Origin of the sequence: Aeromonas sp. 9A, from assembly GCF_963900955.1 — a bacterium.
GTDB classification, from domain to species: domain Bacteria; phylum Pseudomonadota; class Gammaproteobacteria; order Enterobacterales; family Aeromonadaceae; genus Aeromonas; species Aeromonas salmonicida.
In genome coordinates, this window is sequence record NZ_CAWRFG010000001.1 from 3240214 (window position 1) to 3256921 (window position 16708).

General features: G+C 53.0%; 10 protein-coding genes. All 10 read right to left on the reverse strand.

Annotated elements, in window-relative coordinates:
- Positions 1-38 precede the first annotated feature (38 nt).
- The 10 genes from AACX78_RS14975 to AACX78_RS15020 all read right to left on the reverse strand — a co-directional run bounded on the left by AACX78_RS14975 (position 39) and on the right by AACX78_RS15020 (position 16342).
- Positions 39-2792, reverse strand: a complete 2754-nt coding sequence (locus AACX78_RS14975) for a cation-transporting P-type ATPase (RefSeq protein ID WP_159166682.1) — start codon at positions 2790-2792, stop codon at positions 39-41.
- A 544-nt stretch (positions 2793-3336) separates the two neighbouring features.
- A complete protein-coding gene (locus AACX78_RS14980) occupies positions 3337-4683 on the reverse strand; it encodes an ATP-binding protein (protein WP_159166683.1) in 1347 nt (448 codons plus the stop codon).
- Between the two features lie 2 nt (positions 4684-4685).
- Complete coding sequence (locus tag AACX78_RS14985; protein WP_159166684.1) at positions 4686-5378, reverse strand: winged helix-turn-helix domain-containing protein; 693 nt, start codon at positions 5376-5378, stop codon at positions 4686-4688.
- A 204-nt stretch (positions 5379-5582) separates the two neighbouring features.
- On the reverse strand, positions 5583-6950 hold the full coding sequence (locus tag AACX78_RS14990; protein WP_159166685.1) for a tetratricopeptide repeat protein: 1368 nt from the start codon (positions 6948-6950) through the stop codon (positions 5583-5585).
- Positions 6947-8353, reverse strand: a complete 1407-nt coding sequence (locus AACX78_RS14995; RefSeq protein WP_445206867.1) for a retention module-containing protein — start codon at positions 8351-8353, stop codon at positions 6947-6949. Before AACX78_RS14995 ends, AACX78_RS14990 begins: the two co-directional genes overlap by 4 nt.
- A 260-nt stretch (positions 8354-8613) precedes the next feature.
- The gene (locus AACX78_RS15000; protein WP_159166686.1) at positions 8614-10539 is read right to left on the reverse strand and encodes an EAL domain-containing protein; all 1926 of its coding nucleotides are present in this window, start codon (positions 10537-10539) and stop codon (positions 8614-8616) included.
- A gap of 3 nt (positions 10540-10542) precedes the next feature.
- On the reverse strand, positions 10543-11304 hold the full coding sequence (locus tag AACX78_RS15005) for a transglutaminase-like cysteine peptidase (RefSeq protein WP_159166687.1): 762 nt from the start codon (positions 11302-11304) through the stop codon (positions 10543-10545).
- Between the two features lie 121 nt (positions 11305-11425).
- Positions 11426-12751, reverse strand: a complete 1326-nt coding sequence (locus tag AACX78_RS15010) for a TolC family outer membrane protein (RefSeq protein WP_159166688.1) — start codon at positions 12749-12751, stop codon at positions 11426-11428.
- 35 nt (positions 12752-12786) lie between these two features.
- Positions 12787-14205 (reverse strand): HlyD family type I secretion periplasmic adaptor subunit, encoded by a 1419-nt coding sequence (locus AACX78_RS15015; protein ID WP_159166689.1) that lies wholly within the window; start codon positions 14203-14205, stop codon positions 12787-12789.
- Entirely contained in the window at positions 14198-16342 is a 2145-nt protein-coding gene (locus AACX78_RS15020) for a type I secretion system permease/ATPase (protein ID WP_159166690.1), read from the reverse strand. Before AACX78_RS15020 ends, AACX78_RS15015 begins: the two co-directional genes overlap by 8 nt.
- Positions 16343-16708 lie beyond the last annotated feature (366 nt).

A 16708-nucleotide genomic window follows, 5' to 3' on the forward strand; every position in this document is an offset into this window, starting at 1 on the left:
ATGGTCTCGATAGGGACCACAAGGCAACACACTCATCTTTATGCATCCTCCTTTGCGTGAGTGGTCGCAACGTGACTTTTTGTTCGGTTGCTGTTGCCAAACACACGATGCACAAGCCATTTCTCGAACTCGATGACTGCAAAAATCACGAAGCCAACCATCAATGTCATACCCCAGTAATAAAACGGCAGCGGTTCAGTACTGAAGATTCGGTTCATTGCTGGTAGGTAGATAATTGCGAGTTGCAGCATCAGCAGGACGACACTGGCCAGCCAGAGACCTTTATTGCGGAACATGCTCGCATTGAGCGAAAAGCGAGTCTGCTCTCGACAGTTAAACATGTAGACCCACTGTGCGGTGACCAACATCTGCAGCAACACTGTGCTGACAAAACTATCACTGTTCCCCTTGCCTAGCAAAATAGCCTCCAGCCAGAAGGCGCCACCTGCAATCAGTACGCCAACCAGCGCGATGCGCCATAGGCCATATCCATCAAGAATGCTGGCTTTGGCCGCTCGCGGCTTACGTCGCATCATTCCGGGCTCGGACGGTTCGAAAGCAAGGCCAAACGCAAGGGTGGTTGAAGTGGCCATATTCATCCACAGAATCTGCAATGGCGTCAGCGGAATCGTGGTGCCCAGCAATAGTGCAACCACAATAAGCAACCCTTGCGCCAGGTTGGTCGGCAAGGCAAAAAGAATAGTTTTTTTCAGGTTGTCATACACGCGACGGCCTTCAGAGACTGCACTGGCAATTGAGGCAAAGTTGTCGTCAACCAGCACCATGTCGGCAGCTTCTTTGGTCACCTCCGTACCTTTGATGCCCATTGCTATACCTACATTAGCCTGCTTGAGTGCGGGTGCATCATTGACACCATCGCCCGTCATACCAACCACATGGCCACGCGACTGCAGCGCCTTGACCAGCCGAAGCTTATGCTCAGGACTCGTACGGGCAAAAATGTCATTACATTCGGCAACATCAATCAGCTCGTCGTCACTCAATTGCTGAAGTTGAGCACCGGTAACGGCTTCCTGCGTATTTGGCATACCCAACATGGCACCGATGGCCATCGCGGTCTCCGGATGATCACCGGTGATCATCTTGACTCTAATGCCGGCCTGCTGACAGGTGGCAATGGCCCTGATCGCTTCCGGGCGCGGGGGATCCATCATGGCCGCAAGACCAAGAAATTGCACATCGTTTGCCAGATCGGCATGGGTCAGTTCCTTTGTATCGGCTGGTATGCACTTGAATGCAGCCGCCATCATCCGCAAACCCTTGCTGGCATAGCGTGCCATTGCTGTTTCCCAGTATTCGCGACAGAATGGCTGCTCACCTTCCTTGCCCTGTTGGGTACATGCCATCTCAAACAACACATCAGGGGCCCCCGTGATGAGTACCATGAGCTCACCGTCAATTCTCTGTAAATTGGCTTGATATTTATACGAGGAATCGAAAGGAATTTTGTCGATCAGCTCGGCATTGCTAAAACTCAGCCCAGATTTAGCAGCTAGCACTTGCAGGGCACCCGCCGTCGGAGCCCCAATAATGAGCCATTGCCCTGCTTCGTTTTGTTGCAACTGGCTGTCATTACAAAGCTGCACAGTAGCAATGAAGCGTGATAGCACAGGCTCTTCTGCGACTTGAATTACAGCTTCGCTTGCTGCGTCCCGGATGTAGCCGACCGGTTCATAACTGTCGCCATCCACACTGAATTCACGCTCGGCCAGCACGACTGCCTTCACGGTCATTTCATTCATGGTCAATGTGCCGGTTTTATCTGAACAAATGACCGTCATTGCACCCAATGTTTCTACGGTGGGCAGGTTGCGGATGATGGCTTTTTTACGAGCCATACTTTGCACCCCTAGCGACAGGATGATCGAAATGATGGCAGGCAGCCCTTCCGGAACGGAAGCAACAGCTAGACTAATCAGGCTGAGCAACAATTCCGGCAACGGCACAGTATGGATCAGCAGACTAATGGCAAAGAGACCCACCATCATGATGGCAATAAGCCGGAAAATGCCCTTGCCAAGCCGCTCCATCTGGGCCAGTAAAGGCGTCTGCAATTTTTGCACTGCAGCAAGCATGCTGTTGATGTGGCCCAGTTCAGTCTGATTGCCGATCGCAACAACGATGCCCTTGGCTGTACCTGAACTCACCATAGTGCCGGAGTAGGCCATATTCAGGCGGTCGCCCAACTGTGTTGCCCCCGGTAAAGGTTGGATGTGCTTATCAACTACGGTCGATTCTCCAGTAAGGATGGCTTCTTCGACACGCAGATTGTGTACCTCAAATAGACGTAGATCAGCCGGAATACGGTCACCTGGTCGAAGCGATACTATATCGCCAGGCACTAATTTTTCTGCATCGATATCCTGCAATGCGCCATCACGCAGGACATGTGCACGGCTAGACAGCATACCGCGAATGCCCTGGAGCGATTTTTCGGCACTACTTTCCTGAAAAAAGCCAATGGCGGCATTAATCAGAACCACCCCCAGAATGACACAAGTGTCCACCCAATGCCCCATTAACGCGGTTAAAATACAGGCACCTATCAGGATGTAAATCAATACATCATTGAAGTGAGCTAAGAATCGCAACCACGCCGCTTGTCGTGCTTTTTCTGGGAGACGATTTTTACCGAAATGGCGGTTTCGGTCCGGAATATTCTGAGTGGCCAGTCCAATATGCGAGGATTCCAATTCATTCAGCGTGTCCGATGCAGAAAGCTGATGCCAGTCTCGCCGTAATTTGTTGGAAATTATTAATTCTTTATTCATGAGAGTCTCCTTTGGCCTCGGAAAGGCGAGACGCGTCATCCGAGTTTATGGGGGCGAGGTGCAGCTTTTATTCCAAGCAACTGATCCGGTAATTGTTTTAATGGCTGATATTCCGCAATGTGACTTCTAACAGTCTGCTTGCTGCCATCGAGAACAATGGGAAAGTAGTAATCATCAGTAGAACCAACAGATATAACGATATATTTTTAAATAGCCTAACGAAGGTAATCAATATGGTAACCCCATCAATGATGAGCACCTTTCAGCTTTGTACCCATTGTATCAGCCTACTCATTTTCCTGATGGCACACATGGGGGCACTTCAGCCACCAAAAGCACCCAAAGGTTACAATAGGTTTCCATACTTCCAGATTTATTGATTCGTCAGACAGACCAAGGAAGTTGCCGCCATGTCATCGTTTTATTTTCCCGTGGCATGTGGTCAAAAGTTTTGAATTTAAAATTAGTTAAGAGTATGCGTATATTTTCGGCCAAAAATTAACACCGATTTCAGTTTGAAAATAACGCTGATAGGAGGGGGGACTCACTGTGTCTTGCTAGTAACTGGCCAAATAAGTGCAAAGCGAGCACCACCCAAGGCAGAATCAGTAATGTCGATATGACCGCCATGGAGGACAATAATACGGTTGGCAATAGTTAGTCCCAAGCCAAACCCAACATTACTACGCGCCTGTTCGCGTAAAAAACGAGTGTAAGGTTGCAGTATTTTTGCTCGCTCCCCGACGGGAATGCCAGGCCCATCATCATCAACGATAATATTGGCCATATCCTGTTGGAGAAAAACAGTGAGGGATACGCGTGATGTAGCATATTTGCAGGCATTGCGAACTATGTTACTAACAGCATATTTCATCAACTTGGCATCAAAGTATGCGCTACATCCTGCCGGTATGTCCCCGACTTCAATTTGCACGCCATTCGCCAAACTTTCCAGATTTTCTATAACCTCATACAACCAAGGTGCAAGTACATGAACCTCGGGACGGAAGGCAACATCATCACGGTCAAAACGGCCAAACACTAATGCAGCCTGAACCAGTTCATCCAGCTCAGTCAAATCATTCTCGATGCGCTCGAAATAACCACTCATGGCTTCCGGATCATCAAGTTCCTGCAAGATACCGACCGTAAAACGAATGCGAGCCAGTGGCGTACGTAACTCGTGAGAAATCATGCTGGACATTTCTTTGTGCGCAGCAATCAGATACTGGACCCGCTCAGCCATACTGTTCATCGTAGCGACCAACGGTGAAAATAACTCGGAGCGCGCAGGTGCAACTCGGCAGCCAAGCTTGCCCTCCCCCAGTAATTTTGCAGTAGTGCGCAAGCTGCGCGCATCAAGCTGTAAGGGACGCAGCCACCACCAAGCAGCTCCGCCAAGTAACAGTGCTGCGAGTCCCCATATTGTCATTTTGGTCAGAATTTCCTGGCGGAATGCTGCTGCATACTCTGGATTCACTGAGTAACTGAGAGGACCAATGGCGGCCAGTGTCAGTTTGTCAGGAAGTAGACGATAGAGAACATCGCCTTCATCGGTAATGACACTTTGACCACTCAGGAGGGCTTGATATTCATCGGGGCGAAAAATCGCCTGTTTCTGTTCAAGCGGCAACAGTCGAAGATTATAGTGAAAATGACGATCCAACTCCGCCACAAGCCTAGGCCAATGGCTAGCGGGAGCAAGAGTCAGCCGATCTTCAATTAGCAGCTCGGTTCCGCGCAATAACCCCTGCATGTAGGCACGCTGATTATCTCGCAGAGTTTTGTCGATCAACGCCTGTGCAAGAGCAGCCAGAACAACCACCGAAATAAGCCAGAAAGCATAAAAACGCAGGTATTGCCGCAAATGAGCTTGCTGGAAAATAAGCATCTCTAATCCCAACCCAACCTGCTGAACAGATAGCCCTTGCCTCGCACAGTCTTGATGCGCTGAGGTTGCTCCGGATCATCACCCAGTTTTTTACGCAAGCGAGCTATTCGCACATTCATAGAGCGATCAATACCATCGTAATTGATGCCACGTAACTTGCTCATCAGCTCATCCCGGCTAAGTACTTCGCCTGCATTGCTGGCTAAGAGCCAAAGCAGATCAAATTCAGCTGTGGTCAGCAGGATTTCTCGCCCATTCAGCAAAATAGTACGTGCTGAAGGGACGATCTCCAGTTTGCCAAAACGTACCGTTGTTTCAGGCTCTGCCGTTACGGCTGGTAACGTCCGACGAGTGAGGGCCCGCAAGCGGGCAAGCAACACACGCGGATGGACAGGCTTAGCAATATAATCATCAGCCCCGATTTCAAGCCCGAGGACCTGATCGGCGTCATCACTCACGGCCGTCAGCATTACAACAATACCGGTAAAATGAGGGCGAATTTGTCGGCAGACCTCAAATCCATCCATACCTGGAAGAAGCAAATCAAGAATCACCACATCTGGATTTTCTGAAAGGATGCGTCTAGCTGCTGTATCACCACGTAGCTCAATGCTAACCGAAAAACCAAAACGGTCGAGATATTCGGCAGTAACGTCTGCCAGCCTCTTATCGTCTTCTACGAGAAGAACACGCATACTTGTTGGCCCATACTCAGTAGCAGAAGAACATTGTCCAACCTCCACCAAGCAAACACAACTCTTACAATGAAGTGACCTGTTTCGAGACTGGTGCAGCGAGCAGGGCTATGCGCGGGAGCTCGCTGGACGAGCGTTAGCTCAGAAAGTGCAAAACAAGGTAGAAGCGGCCCACCAAGGCCGCTTCCTTCTATGTTCTTTTTTTTAGCTTTTCCTGACGGTTAATGGCATCTTGCCAAACCAGTGCTCCGACAGTTTCTGAGCTTGTTTGACTTCTGGCTTGGTCATCACGGCCTCCAGTTCATCACGGGCCCGCACGGCTTCAGGCATAGCTTCTGTAGCCGCCAGTGAGAGCCAAGCATAGGCATGCACCCGATTACGAGGAGCACCCAAGCCTTCCTCTCGCAGTGTTCCCATCCGGTATTGGGCCATGCGGTCACCTTGCTGGGCTGCCAGGCGATACTGCTTGAGAGCCAGTGCGTAATTCTCTTTACCACCTTGCCCCAGACGCAACATTTCGCCGTAAACGTATTGCGCTGCAGTGTGTCCTTGTTGGGCAGCCTTGGCATAGCTGGCTCTCGCTTGTTCCAGTGTCCCTTGCTTATGCTGTAGCTCCGCCAGCTCAAACCATGCCTTGGTGACACCACCGTCGGCAGCCCGCGTTAACCAGTGGAGCTGCTGCTCCTGGTCTACCTGCTGCAAGCTCAGTTGGTACTCGGCTTCATGGGAGCCGTGTCCGGCTGCCAGTTCCAGCCAGTAACGCCCCAAAGCGGGGTCTGTGGGAACCTGTTTCCCTGCCAGATAAGCCATACCTAGCCAGAGTTCAGCTTCGGCAGAGCCCGCATTGGCTGCTCGTTGATAGGCCGCGAAAGCATTGGAGGGGGCGGCCTGTTTGGCTTGTAGTAACAAAGCGTCCGGTTGCTGCTGGGCAGCAGCCTTGTCATTCCAGCGTTGGGCAAGATCTGGTCGTTTAACAACCCCTTTACCTTGCGCATATCGCTCACCCAGCAGGAACTGGGCATCACGATTGCCCAGTTCGGCTGCCCGCTCTAGCCACTTGATAGCGTCCGCATCAGCCCCCGGTTGTTTGCTGTACCACCGGGCCAGGACTAACTGTGACTCGGCATGCTCCCGCTTGGCAGCCTGCTCGAACCAGTCGAGGCATTCATTCACCAGTTTGCCTTGATGCTGCTCCTGGCACATCAACCCCAACCGATAGCTGGCATGGGTGTTACCAAGACGCGCAGATCGTTGCCACCACTGATTGGCAAGTGCCGGATTTTTAGGCTCACCGAGCCCAACCTGATACCAGTCACCTACCTGCCATGCGGCGTTCGCGCGGGTCTGCTGATCGGAGGCCAAGGGGCCTGACTGCTCTGCAGCTTGCTGCATCCAGTGCATGGCGTTGGGGTAATCGGGCTGGTTTGCCAGACGTTTAGCCAGCTCATATTGGGCTCGGCCATCCCCCTGCGTTGCTGCTTGGGATAACTCGGCGTCAGTGAATGACGTAGTGGAAGTACAGGCGGCAAGCATGCTGGCTGTCAGTGCCAGCCATAAGGCACGGTATGTCATGAGGAAAATCTACGNCCGCCGGTGACTGTCACCGTCAGCACGTTACCCACCAGGGTGCCCCCCACCGCCGTGGTCCCCGCCGGCAGGTTGTCAAAGGTGTACACCAGACTGGTCCAGCTCTCGGAGCCATCGCTGTCACTGATGGTCACTGTGTTGGTCAACTCCACCTGCAGCCCGGCATCGGTCTCGGTGCTCACCACGTTCAGTGCCTGCGCATTGAAGTCGATGTCTCCCAAAGGGGTAACATTGATGGTCAGCACTGAGGTAACTGTGTCTTCTCCATCGGTTACCAGATAGCTAACCGGTGGAACAACGCCGGAAAAATCAGGAGATGGAGTAAACGAGAAACTGCCATCGCTGTTAATAATCAGCGTACCAATCCCTTCTTGAGTCGTGGTTGTTCCTGCCGCAATACCAAGCACATCCCCCCAGCTATAACTCACTACGCTGGCCCCCTGCGGCCCATCGGGATCCACTGAATTACTCAATACGTTACCCAAGACAGATGTATCTTCTGCGATGGAGAACGCCTCATCACCATCACTCAGGTCATTTATCGGGTCTATGGTCAAGGTCAACGTAGAGGTCACGGTATCTACTCCGTCGGTTACCACATAGGTAACAGGCGGAACCGCACCATCATAGTTGGGTGCAGGCGTGAAGGTGAAACTGCCATCGGAGTTGACGATGAGGCTGCCGACACCATCAATCGTGACGCTCGTACCGGCAGTCACATTGATATTGTCCCCCCAACTGAAGATCGGCACCGATGCAGCTTCAGGGCCATCCGTATTGACGGTGTTGGTGAGCACATTGCCATTGAGCACCCCACCCTCAGAAACTGTCAGCTGCTCTCCCTCATCACTCAATTCATTGGTCAGCAGTGGCTCTGCGAGTTGCTCTGTATCCACCACAGGCTCAGTTTGATAAGTGGTGTCAAATCCGGCTGCGGCAATGGTTGCATCACCCGTTCTATCAATGGTGACAAAACCGCCATTACCACTGGCACCGGCGACTCCACCAATGCCACCGCCCCCACCAGCAGCGGGCGCCCCACCGGCAGCAGAAGCCTCAAAGTTTTGTGTCGGGTCGATACCTTGCAAGATCGACTGTTGCAATGCCGCGATTTCAGGGGAGGTAGCTGTGCCATCATCTGGCACTTGTTGCAATCCCGGTACAGGCACATCCGGGGCGGAGGAGTCTGGCGTGGTAGCCGTAGGAGAATCGTCATAGGGAGCCAATAACAGCTTGGCGTCATCTGCGATGTTTAGCCTGGCACCAGGCTGCAGAATTTCACCTTTCTGCAGCGGGCGGCTGCTACCATCAGCCAGCAAAATTTGAATATTGCCTTCAATAGAAGACACCACCACGGTTTTGTCGATCACTTGAGTACGCATATCCATTGCTCCAACATGACAGATCTTGATGTCTACACCATAGATACCCGTCCCCCTGGCTTCCGTTGCAAAAATGTATAAGGTTGGTTCAAACCAAGAGCAATGCCACCCATTAAATCGAAGGGTCTTTTTTATATTATTGAATCAATCACTTAATTGGGATTCGAGTAAAGCCTTAGCAGGTTTGCCATTAAAAACCTCCATGCTTATTTATATTTCGCATAAAAAAAAGGCCCCTATGGGGCCTCACTGTGAATATCGATTGCTCAGGGCAAGGGAAATGCAGGGTGTACGAAGCCCTGATAACCGTCGATATGCAGCTTGGAAAGCAGCTCGACCTGATGCTGATCCTCAACACGGGTTGCAATGGTCGTCACACCCGCATTGTGGGCGGCGCGACAAACCGCGGCCAGGAAAGAGGTGTCAGCCCCCGGCTCCATGACCTGACTGGTATAACCATGGTCGACCTTGACATACGCCGGAGCCAGCTCTTCCAGATAACCCAGAGACTGGAAGTGACGACCATAATGGTCAACCCCCCACTGAAATCCATGCTCCTGCAAAGTATTCACCAGCACGGTCACATGTTCCTTGTGCTTCATGATGGCGGCTTCCGGTATTTCAAACAGCAAACGATCCTTCAACTCTGCATGGGCTGTCAGGTACTCCGTCAGCCAGGTCAGAAACTCGTCAGAGCAGAGGGAACCTACCGTGATATTGATGGCCAGCACCAGGTCTGACTGCTGTTTAAGCAAAGGAACGCAGGCATCCAATACTGCCTGATCAAATTCACTCCCCAACTTGAATTGTTCGATGGCTGGCAAGAACTGGCCCGCAAAGTAGTCGGTCCCATCCCGCGAAATAGAGGCAAACAACTCGGCATGTAACCGCACCCCATTGTCGAATCGGCAGGCCGGTTGAGCCTTGAAGCGCCACAAGTGCCGTGAAATGGCATCTTGCACCAGATCACGCCAAGCCAGGCGCCCCATCATTCCCTGATCTGTACCCCCTTCCATGACCACGGCGCCACGGCGTTCGTTGCGGGCCTTGCCAAGGGCGTTATCGGCTTTGGTCAGCAAGGCGGAGAGATCGTCATTGCCATCACGCCCCGCAATACCGATGACGGAGAGGGCATCTCCTTCACCCATCGGATTAACGACCAGGTCGGCAATCCGGCTGTTGATAACCTCCGCCAGATCTTTCAACTGGGTCAGATCATCGGTTGGACAGAGCAGCGCATATTCAGTCGCAGAGATCCGCGCCAGAGCCGCACCATCCCACCCCTTCAGCTGATCCTTCAAGGTCTGGGCGATGGACTTGACCATGTTGTCCCGCGCGGCAAACCCCTCTTCGCGGTACAAATCATCGAGCATGTCGACCGCAACCAGCATGACACCGCCTTGTCCTGCCTCGGCAATCCAGGCGTTGACCTGACCGACAAAATAGGCCCTGTTGCCCAGCCCGGAAACCGCATCCACATAGACCCGCTCCCGCAGTTTTTCAGCTTCATCGGCTTGCTCTTTGAACTGCAGTGCCAACTTGCTGGAGAGGGTATTGATGGCCTGGACCACCTGCTTCAATTCGTGGGTTTTGGGCTCTGGAATGGCATGACCGAAATGGTGAAGTTCAATTTCCACAGCCTGCTCGCAAATTTGTTTGAGTGGCTTGAGCAGATAATTCAGTGCCCTCATCAGCAAAATGGTGGTGATTAAAAAACCGATCAGGAACCAGCTTGCCAGTTCGCTCATCCCCCGCCACAGCTCGTAATAGGCTTGTCCCGGGTGGCCCACCACTTTCAGTTTACCCAGTTGCAGCCAGCCGGATGTCAGAATGGACTCGTTGGATACTTCTGGAAACAAACCCAAACCGATAAACCATTGCGGCACGCCCTGGATGTTGCTGGTGTTCTCTTGCTCGATGACATCTTTGGACGCCAGCAAATCCAGTCGGATCAACTGATAATAGCCGCCATCGAATATGGCCTGGATGACAGACTCAGCTCCCACCTTGTCACCGTTTTCCAAATACGGGGTCAGCGCCAACCCAAGTGAGGTGGCGGTATTGATGACGGTGGTTTCCTGCTGCTGGGCCAGATAGGTTCGGGTCGAATTGAACTGCACCCAATAGGTGGCTGCAAACAACAAGCCGAACAGGATCAACATAGTTGCCAATAATTGTCTGTAGAGCGTCATAGGTTAATCATCCAAATTCACCACAGGCCGAGCCAATCGCCCGGAAGTCATGCGATTGCGTAAATCAGTCCATAATCCCAAGCGTGACGACTGCCCGGCCAGTTCCCCTTGACCACGCGCCTTCATCAACCACAAGTGACTACCGTTAAAGCTGTATATCGGCACCAGATCCCTGCGCTGGCTGGCAGGACGGATCGAGCCGATCAAATTATCCAAAATCACAGGTTCGGAGGACGGAGTGTCATAGTAGGCAACAACCATATGAAACTGGTTATAATCCAACGCCTTGACATATACCATCCGCATTTTCTCATCGGGAATGCCAAGCTCCAGCAGGGTAAAGTATTTTGAAATGCTGAAGTCTTCGCAATCACCGCCGGCCGCCCCCAGAAATTCCAACGGGGTGGCCCAGTAATCTTTCTTGCGCCACAACTTGATGTCATCAAGAAAACGCATTCGATTAAAAAACTGGTTTACCTTCTCCAGTTTCTGGCGTTCGTTCAGCCCGGCTGCACGATTCTGCATAACCAGCGTACGCCAGCTTGTCACGCGCTTGCCTGCCCTGGCCCCATAGGTTTCCTCGGCGCGTTGGACCAGCTTGAGGTCTTCGGGTGTCAAAGGTTGACTGGCGGAGAGGAGGAGCGGAAGCGAAACCAGCAACAACCACAGTGAGTAACGCAGCCAGCGAGCGCGCAAAAGCAGACCCAACCCAGAGGCTGACACCCTGCTGCAACCGCTTGCCTTCCACCACACCGTCACACTCATCCCATGGGCATCCAATGACTGTCACTGCACCGGCCAAGCATCAGACCGTTAGAGACAAGGGATGGTGGCAGCACAGCTGCGACCATCCCTTTCACTCGCATCAAACCTGATGCGTTCTCCATTACCGTTTAGCTTGCCATTCGGCCGGCTGCTGCACGTTAAACGCGTTGAGCAAACTGCCTGTCGCGTTGAGGATGCGATAATCCGCCAGCAGGGCGTCATACTCGGCCGTGATGTAACTGCGGCGCGCCTCGAACAGTTCGTTCTCGGTGTTCAACACGTCCAGCAAGGTACGCTGACCCAGACCAAACTGCTTCTTGTACGCCTGTACAGTGTCATAGCTGGCGTCAACGTGCTCTTTGAGGAAGGTCTTCTGCTTGGTCAAAGACTCTTTGGCGTTCCAAGCCAGACGCGTTCCCTCTTCAACCTGACGGAAGGCATTCAGGTGAATGTCTTTCGCCTGGGAGTACAGGGATGAAGCCGCCTTGCTCTCTGCCAGATCAGAACCACCGCGGAACAGGTTGTAACGCATCCGAACCATGGCAGTCAGATCATCGTTGCGTCCCTTGACCGCATCGATATCCTCATTCCAGTTCTGATCCACTTCGAACGTGACGTTCGGATAGAAGCCGGATTTGGAGCCTTCATGCTGATACTTGGCCGCTTCGATATCCTGCAGGGAAGAGAGCAGGGTCGGATGTACTTCGGTGGCCGTTTTCAGCGCGGCATCCAGACTGGCTGGAATGAACTGTCCATCGGGAACCGGTTGTACCAGATCCTTGGGCATCTCGTTGACAACGCGAATGAATTCGCTCTCGGCATCGCGATAGTTGTTCTCGGCGGCAGCCTGGTTGGCATAGGCTCTGGCAACCCGACCATCGATCTGGGTCTGGTCCGCAGTAGAGCCCAGGCCAGAGTCGGTCCGCTTGCTGATGTCGCTGCGGATCTGCTCATGGGTTTCCAGGTTCTGCTTGGACAGTTCCAGGATCTCCTGCTGACGCAACATGTTGAGGTAAACCTCAGCCACGCGCAGCGCCGTGTTCTCTGCCTCGGAGATCATGGCCAGACGCTGGGCGCTGGCTTCGGCATCGGTCCGAGCCACGTTGCTGCTGACATTGAAACCGTCGAACAGCATCTGGCGCAGACTGATCCCGGCCTCTTTACGGGTCATGGAGTCGTCAATATTGCTATTGGCGCCCGCGGCACGGGTGGAGGGGCTATCGGTCTTTTCATAACCGACACCACCGCGCAGATCGATAGTGGGGTAGTAACCACCTTTGGCTCCATCATGCTGATACAGTCGTGCCTGATAGAGATCAAAAGCTTCCTTGATTTTCGGATGGGTAGCCAGTGACTGTGCCACTGACTGTTCCAGCGTTTGAGCCTGGGTAAGGCCCGGGAACAGCACGGAGCCACTTACTAACATGGCAACAATCGTCTTCTTCATGGTATCTCCAGTCATGTTGTTTTTAGATTGTTGGCTTATCGTTCTCTCAGTGCCGACTGTTTCGCCCGTAATATCGGCTTAAGCAAATAGTCTAGGACACTTTTTTTACCAGTAATAATATCTGCACTGGCTAACATACCGGGGATGATGGGAAGTGCGTTAAGCTCATCGCCCAAGTAACTCTTCTCGGTGCGGACACGAACCAGATAAAAGGAGTTCCCCTCCTCATCCTGGATCGAGTCAGCACTTATCTGTTCGACCTTTCCATGTAGTCCTCCATAAACGGTGAAGTCATAAGCAGTGATCTTGACCACGGCATCAAGCCCTGGCCGCAAGAATGCGATGTCTTTCGGGGAAACCTTGGCCTCTACCAACAAGGTGTCTTCCAACGGCACGATTTCCATCAAATCCATACCCGGTTGCACCACCCCCCCCAGCGTATTGATCTTGAGTTTCTTGATGGTGCCTTTGAGGGGCGCAATGACGCTGGTCCTGTCGACCCTGTCTCGCAGCCCGACCTGCCCTTCCGACAACTGTCTCAATTTACCCTGAAGTTCGTTGAGCTCAGTCTGTGAGTCAGCACGGAACTTCAATGCAATGTCGTTGCGCTTGGAAATGCTTTCTCTCAGCACAGAGTTGAGTTTGGGAATAATAAGCCGGTTGCTCTCCAGCTCTCCCTGCATCTCGTTGACCTGGCGTTCCAGCTTGATGAGCTCTACCTGGGGAACTATCCCTTCTTTGGCCAGTGGACGACTGATGTTCAATTCCTGCCGGGCCAGATCAACACTGCGCCCGACGGTTCTTATCTTGGCATTGAGCTCGATCAGCTCCTGCTCTTTCTGCTCGATCTGCTGGCCAAGTATATAGAGCTGGTTATTCAGGCTATTAAGTCGTTCATCCTGAACCGACTTTTCACGGGCAGCATATTCGGCAAAGACATTTTCAAAGCCCTCGGGAAAGTCGATGGGCTGTTTGTCGATGAGCACCTGCTCACGCCAGCTCAGGTTCGGCCCAGTCTTGACCAGCACGCTCTTAATCTCGGCCCTTAGCCGGGCGATACCACCCTTGAGGGTCACCAGCTCTTGTTCACGCTCCCGGAAATCGGAGCGAAAACGGGTGTCATCGATACGCAGCAGCGGCTGCCCCTCTTCGACTATGTCCCCCTCCCTGACGAAGATCTCCTTGACGATCCCCCCTTCCAGGTTCTGAATCACCTGCAACTGACGGGACGGAATCACTTTGCCCTGTCCGACCGTCACTTCATCCAGCTCGGCCCAGGCAGCCCAGACAATGGCGCTCATAAAGAACAGAAAACAGGCCCACAACAATACTCTGGCCCGGGTCGGAGTACTCAGCAGGACGGCAGCGGCGCCATCATCGACAAACTCCAGATGTTCGGGTGCGGGCAGCACTGTATCGGACGGCGACTTCTTGAACAGGCCAAATTTAGCCATTGGACGCCTCCTGCACTCGCACCTTGCCTTCCTTCAACTGTTGCAACACTACATCTTTGGGTCCATCTGCCACTATCTGCCCCTGCTCCACGACGATGACCCGCGATGCGACATCAAGCATGGAGGTCTTGTGAGTAATGAGGATCAGGGTGGTTTCCGGTCCCAGTCGTGCCAGCTCATGCTTGACCTGCATCTCTGACTGGTTATCCATATTGGAGGTGGGTTCGTCCATCACCAGAATGGGGGGATCGTTGAGCAAAGCACGTGCCAGCAGGATCGCCTGACGCTGACCGCCGGAGAGCTGACGTCCCCCTTCCCCTATTTGTCTGTCCAGACCGTTCGGGTCACGGTTGGTGAAGTTGGTGACCCCGGCTCGTTTGGCCGCACGCAGCACCCGCGCATCGTCCACCAGCGGATTGCCCAGCATGATGTTGTCACGCACAGAGCCGAAAAACAGGGTCACATCCTGAGGGACACAACCTATGTTTCGCCGGATCACAGATGCGGGCAGCTGATCCAGTTCGAACCCGTCGAGACGGACCGACCCATCTGTGGGTCGATACAGCCCCATCAGAATCTTCTCGAGAGTAGTCTTGCCCGCACCGATCCGACCTATGATGGCCACCTTCTCACCCGGCTCAATACGCAGATTGATATTGTGCAGCGTGCTCGTCTCCATCCCCGGATACTTGAACGACACATTATCAAATTCAATGCGCCCGGAGATGATGGGGTGGTGAATGTACTGCTTGCCTTCCTCCTGCTCACCGGGCGTCATCATTATTTTCTCCAGGATCTCCAGCGCGGACTTGGCCTGGTTGTAACGAGTGGAGAGCACGGAGAGTTGCACCATGGGGGCGATGGCGCGGCTGGAAAGCATGACGGCGGCAATCATGCCCCCCATGGTGACCAGCCCTTCCGATATCTGGTAGACACCGACGATCACCAGACCCACGGTTACCACCTGCTGGATATAGCTGGCCAGGGAGGACATGGAGTTGGTGATGCGGCGAGTCTGCACGCCCCAGGTAGAGATGTGGGATACAGCCTGTTCCCAGCGATGCTGGAACATGCTCTCTGCGCCGAAGATCTTGACGGTCTCCAGTCCGGAAATGCTCTCGATGAGGTTGGCATTCTTCTGGGAGGCGAGGCGCGAACCCTCTTCGATGGATTGCTTGAGCGGCGCCTGAATATAGAAGCTGTAAATAATCAGGATCAGCATGGCGACGATGGGCACGACCACCATGACGCCGGCAAACAACCAGATAATGAAGAGGAAGAAGAACGCAAACGGCAGATCGATGAGGGTCGAGACAGTGGCCGAGGTGAAAAACTCCCGTACCGACTCGAACTCTTGCAGGTGTTTGGCAAAAGCGCCGGTGGAAGCCGGTCTCGACTCCATCCGCATGCCCATCACCTTGGCGAAGATCTTGGCCGACAGCAATACATCGGATTTCTTGCCCGCAATATCAATGAAATAGCTGCGCAGCTGGCGCATCACAAAATCAAAGGTAAACACCACCATGGCGCCTACCGCCAGCACCCAGAGTGACTCGAACGCCAGGTTGGGCACGATTTTGTCATAGACGTTCATGGTGAACAGCGGACTGGCCACCGCAAACAGGTTGATCAAAATGGAGGCAATCAGCACATCCCGATAGATGCCGCGGGATTCAAACAGCGTGCTCCAGAACCAGTGACCATCACGGGTCTCCAGTACCTTGGGAGAGCGATCATCAAACTTGAACTGCTTTTTGACAAAGAAGAGCCGGCCCAGATATTCGTCACCCAGCTGGGCAACGCCGAGCCACTGGGCGGCATCACCCGCCTGAGGAAAAATCACCTTGCCCTGAGTTCTGTCTTCGTTCCACTCCAGCAGTATGCAGGCACCACCGTTTCGCATCTGCAATACGCAAGGCAGCAACAAGGATGAGATGTCGGCAAGGGGCTGGATCACTTCCCGAGCGGAAAGCCCCCCCCGCTCTGCTGCGCGGCTGAACAGGTTCGGAGTCAGCAAGCCGGATACCAGCGGCAGTCCGGTCGTCAGGGCATCCTTGCTGTTGGGCACGCCATAAAAGCGGGTTAAAAAGACCAGACATTCCAACAGCTCATCAATACGGTTCGTTTCTGCTTGCATAGCATCCTGTCACTGCTTGAATAGGTCGGCCGTCATCATCGCGCATCTGTGGTCACACATGGTTGCATGACGCGCGCACGCTCGTGGAATAAACATCAGGATCCCACAGCATAGAGATCAACAGCCTGATAAACGTTAAGCACAGGTAAATGACACTGGATATCATCATCAGACCTGAGAGGCATTACGCCCAAAGACGGTACGGCATGAAAGTGCTTGATAGCGACACAAGATGGCGCCATGTCTGATATATCCCGCCAAAATTGGAAACAATACACGCTTATTGATAATGATATCTTTTCCAAGCGGAATACTATATCAAGACAATTTTACCGAAACTATACCGCAAAGACTGAATTTCATCTA

What these genes read in the sequence shown, in the direction of transcription:
- AACX78_RS14975 (WP_159166682.1), bottom strand. Translation starts at nt 2,792, where the DNA reads ATGAATAAAGAATTAATAATTTCCAACAAATTACGGCGAGACTGGCAT.
- AACX78_RS14980 (WP_159166683.1), bottom strand. Translation starts at nt 4,683, where the DNA reads ATGCTTATTTTCCAGCAAGCTCATTTGCGGCAATACCTGCGTTTTTAT.
- AACX78_RS14985 (WP_159166684.1), bottom strand. Translation starts at nt 5,378, where the DNA reads ATGCGTGTTCTTCTCGTAGAAGACGATAAGAGGCTGGCAGACGTTACT.
- AACX78_RS14990 (WP_159166685.1), bottom strand. Translation starts at nt 6,950, where the DNA reads ATGACATACCGTGCCTTATGGCTGGCACTGACAGCCAGCATGCTTGCC.
- AACX78_RS15000 (WP_159166686.1), bottom strand. Translation starts at nt 10,539, where the DNA reads ATGACGCTCTACAGACAATTATTGGCAACTATGTTGATCCTGTTCGGC.
- AACX78_RS15005 (WP_159166687.1), bottom strand. Translation starts at nt 11,304, where the DNA reads ATGAGTGTGACGGTGTGGTGGAAGGCAAGCGGTTGCAGCAGGGTGTCA.
- AACX78_RS15010 (WP_159166688.1), bottom strand. Translation starts at nt 12,751, where the DNA reads ATGAAGAAGACGATTGTTGCCATGTTAGTAAGTGGCTCCGTGCTGTTC.
- AACX78_RS15015 (WP_159166689.1), bottom strand. Translation starts at nt 14,205, where the DNA reads ATGGCTAAATTTGGCCTGTTCAAGAAGTCGCCGTCCGATACAGTGCTG.
- AACX78_RS15020 (WP_159166690.1), bottom strand. Translation starts at nt 16,342, where the DNA reads ATGCAAGCAGAAACGAACCGTATTGATGAGCTGTTGGAATGTCTGGTC.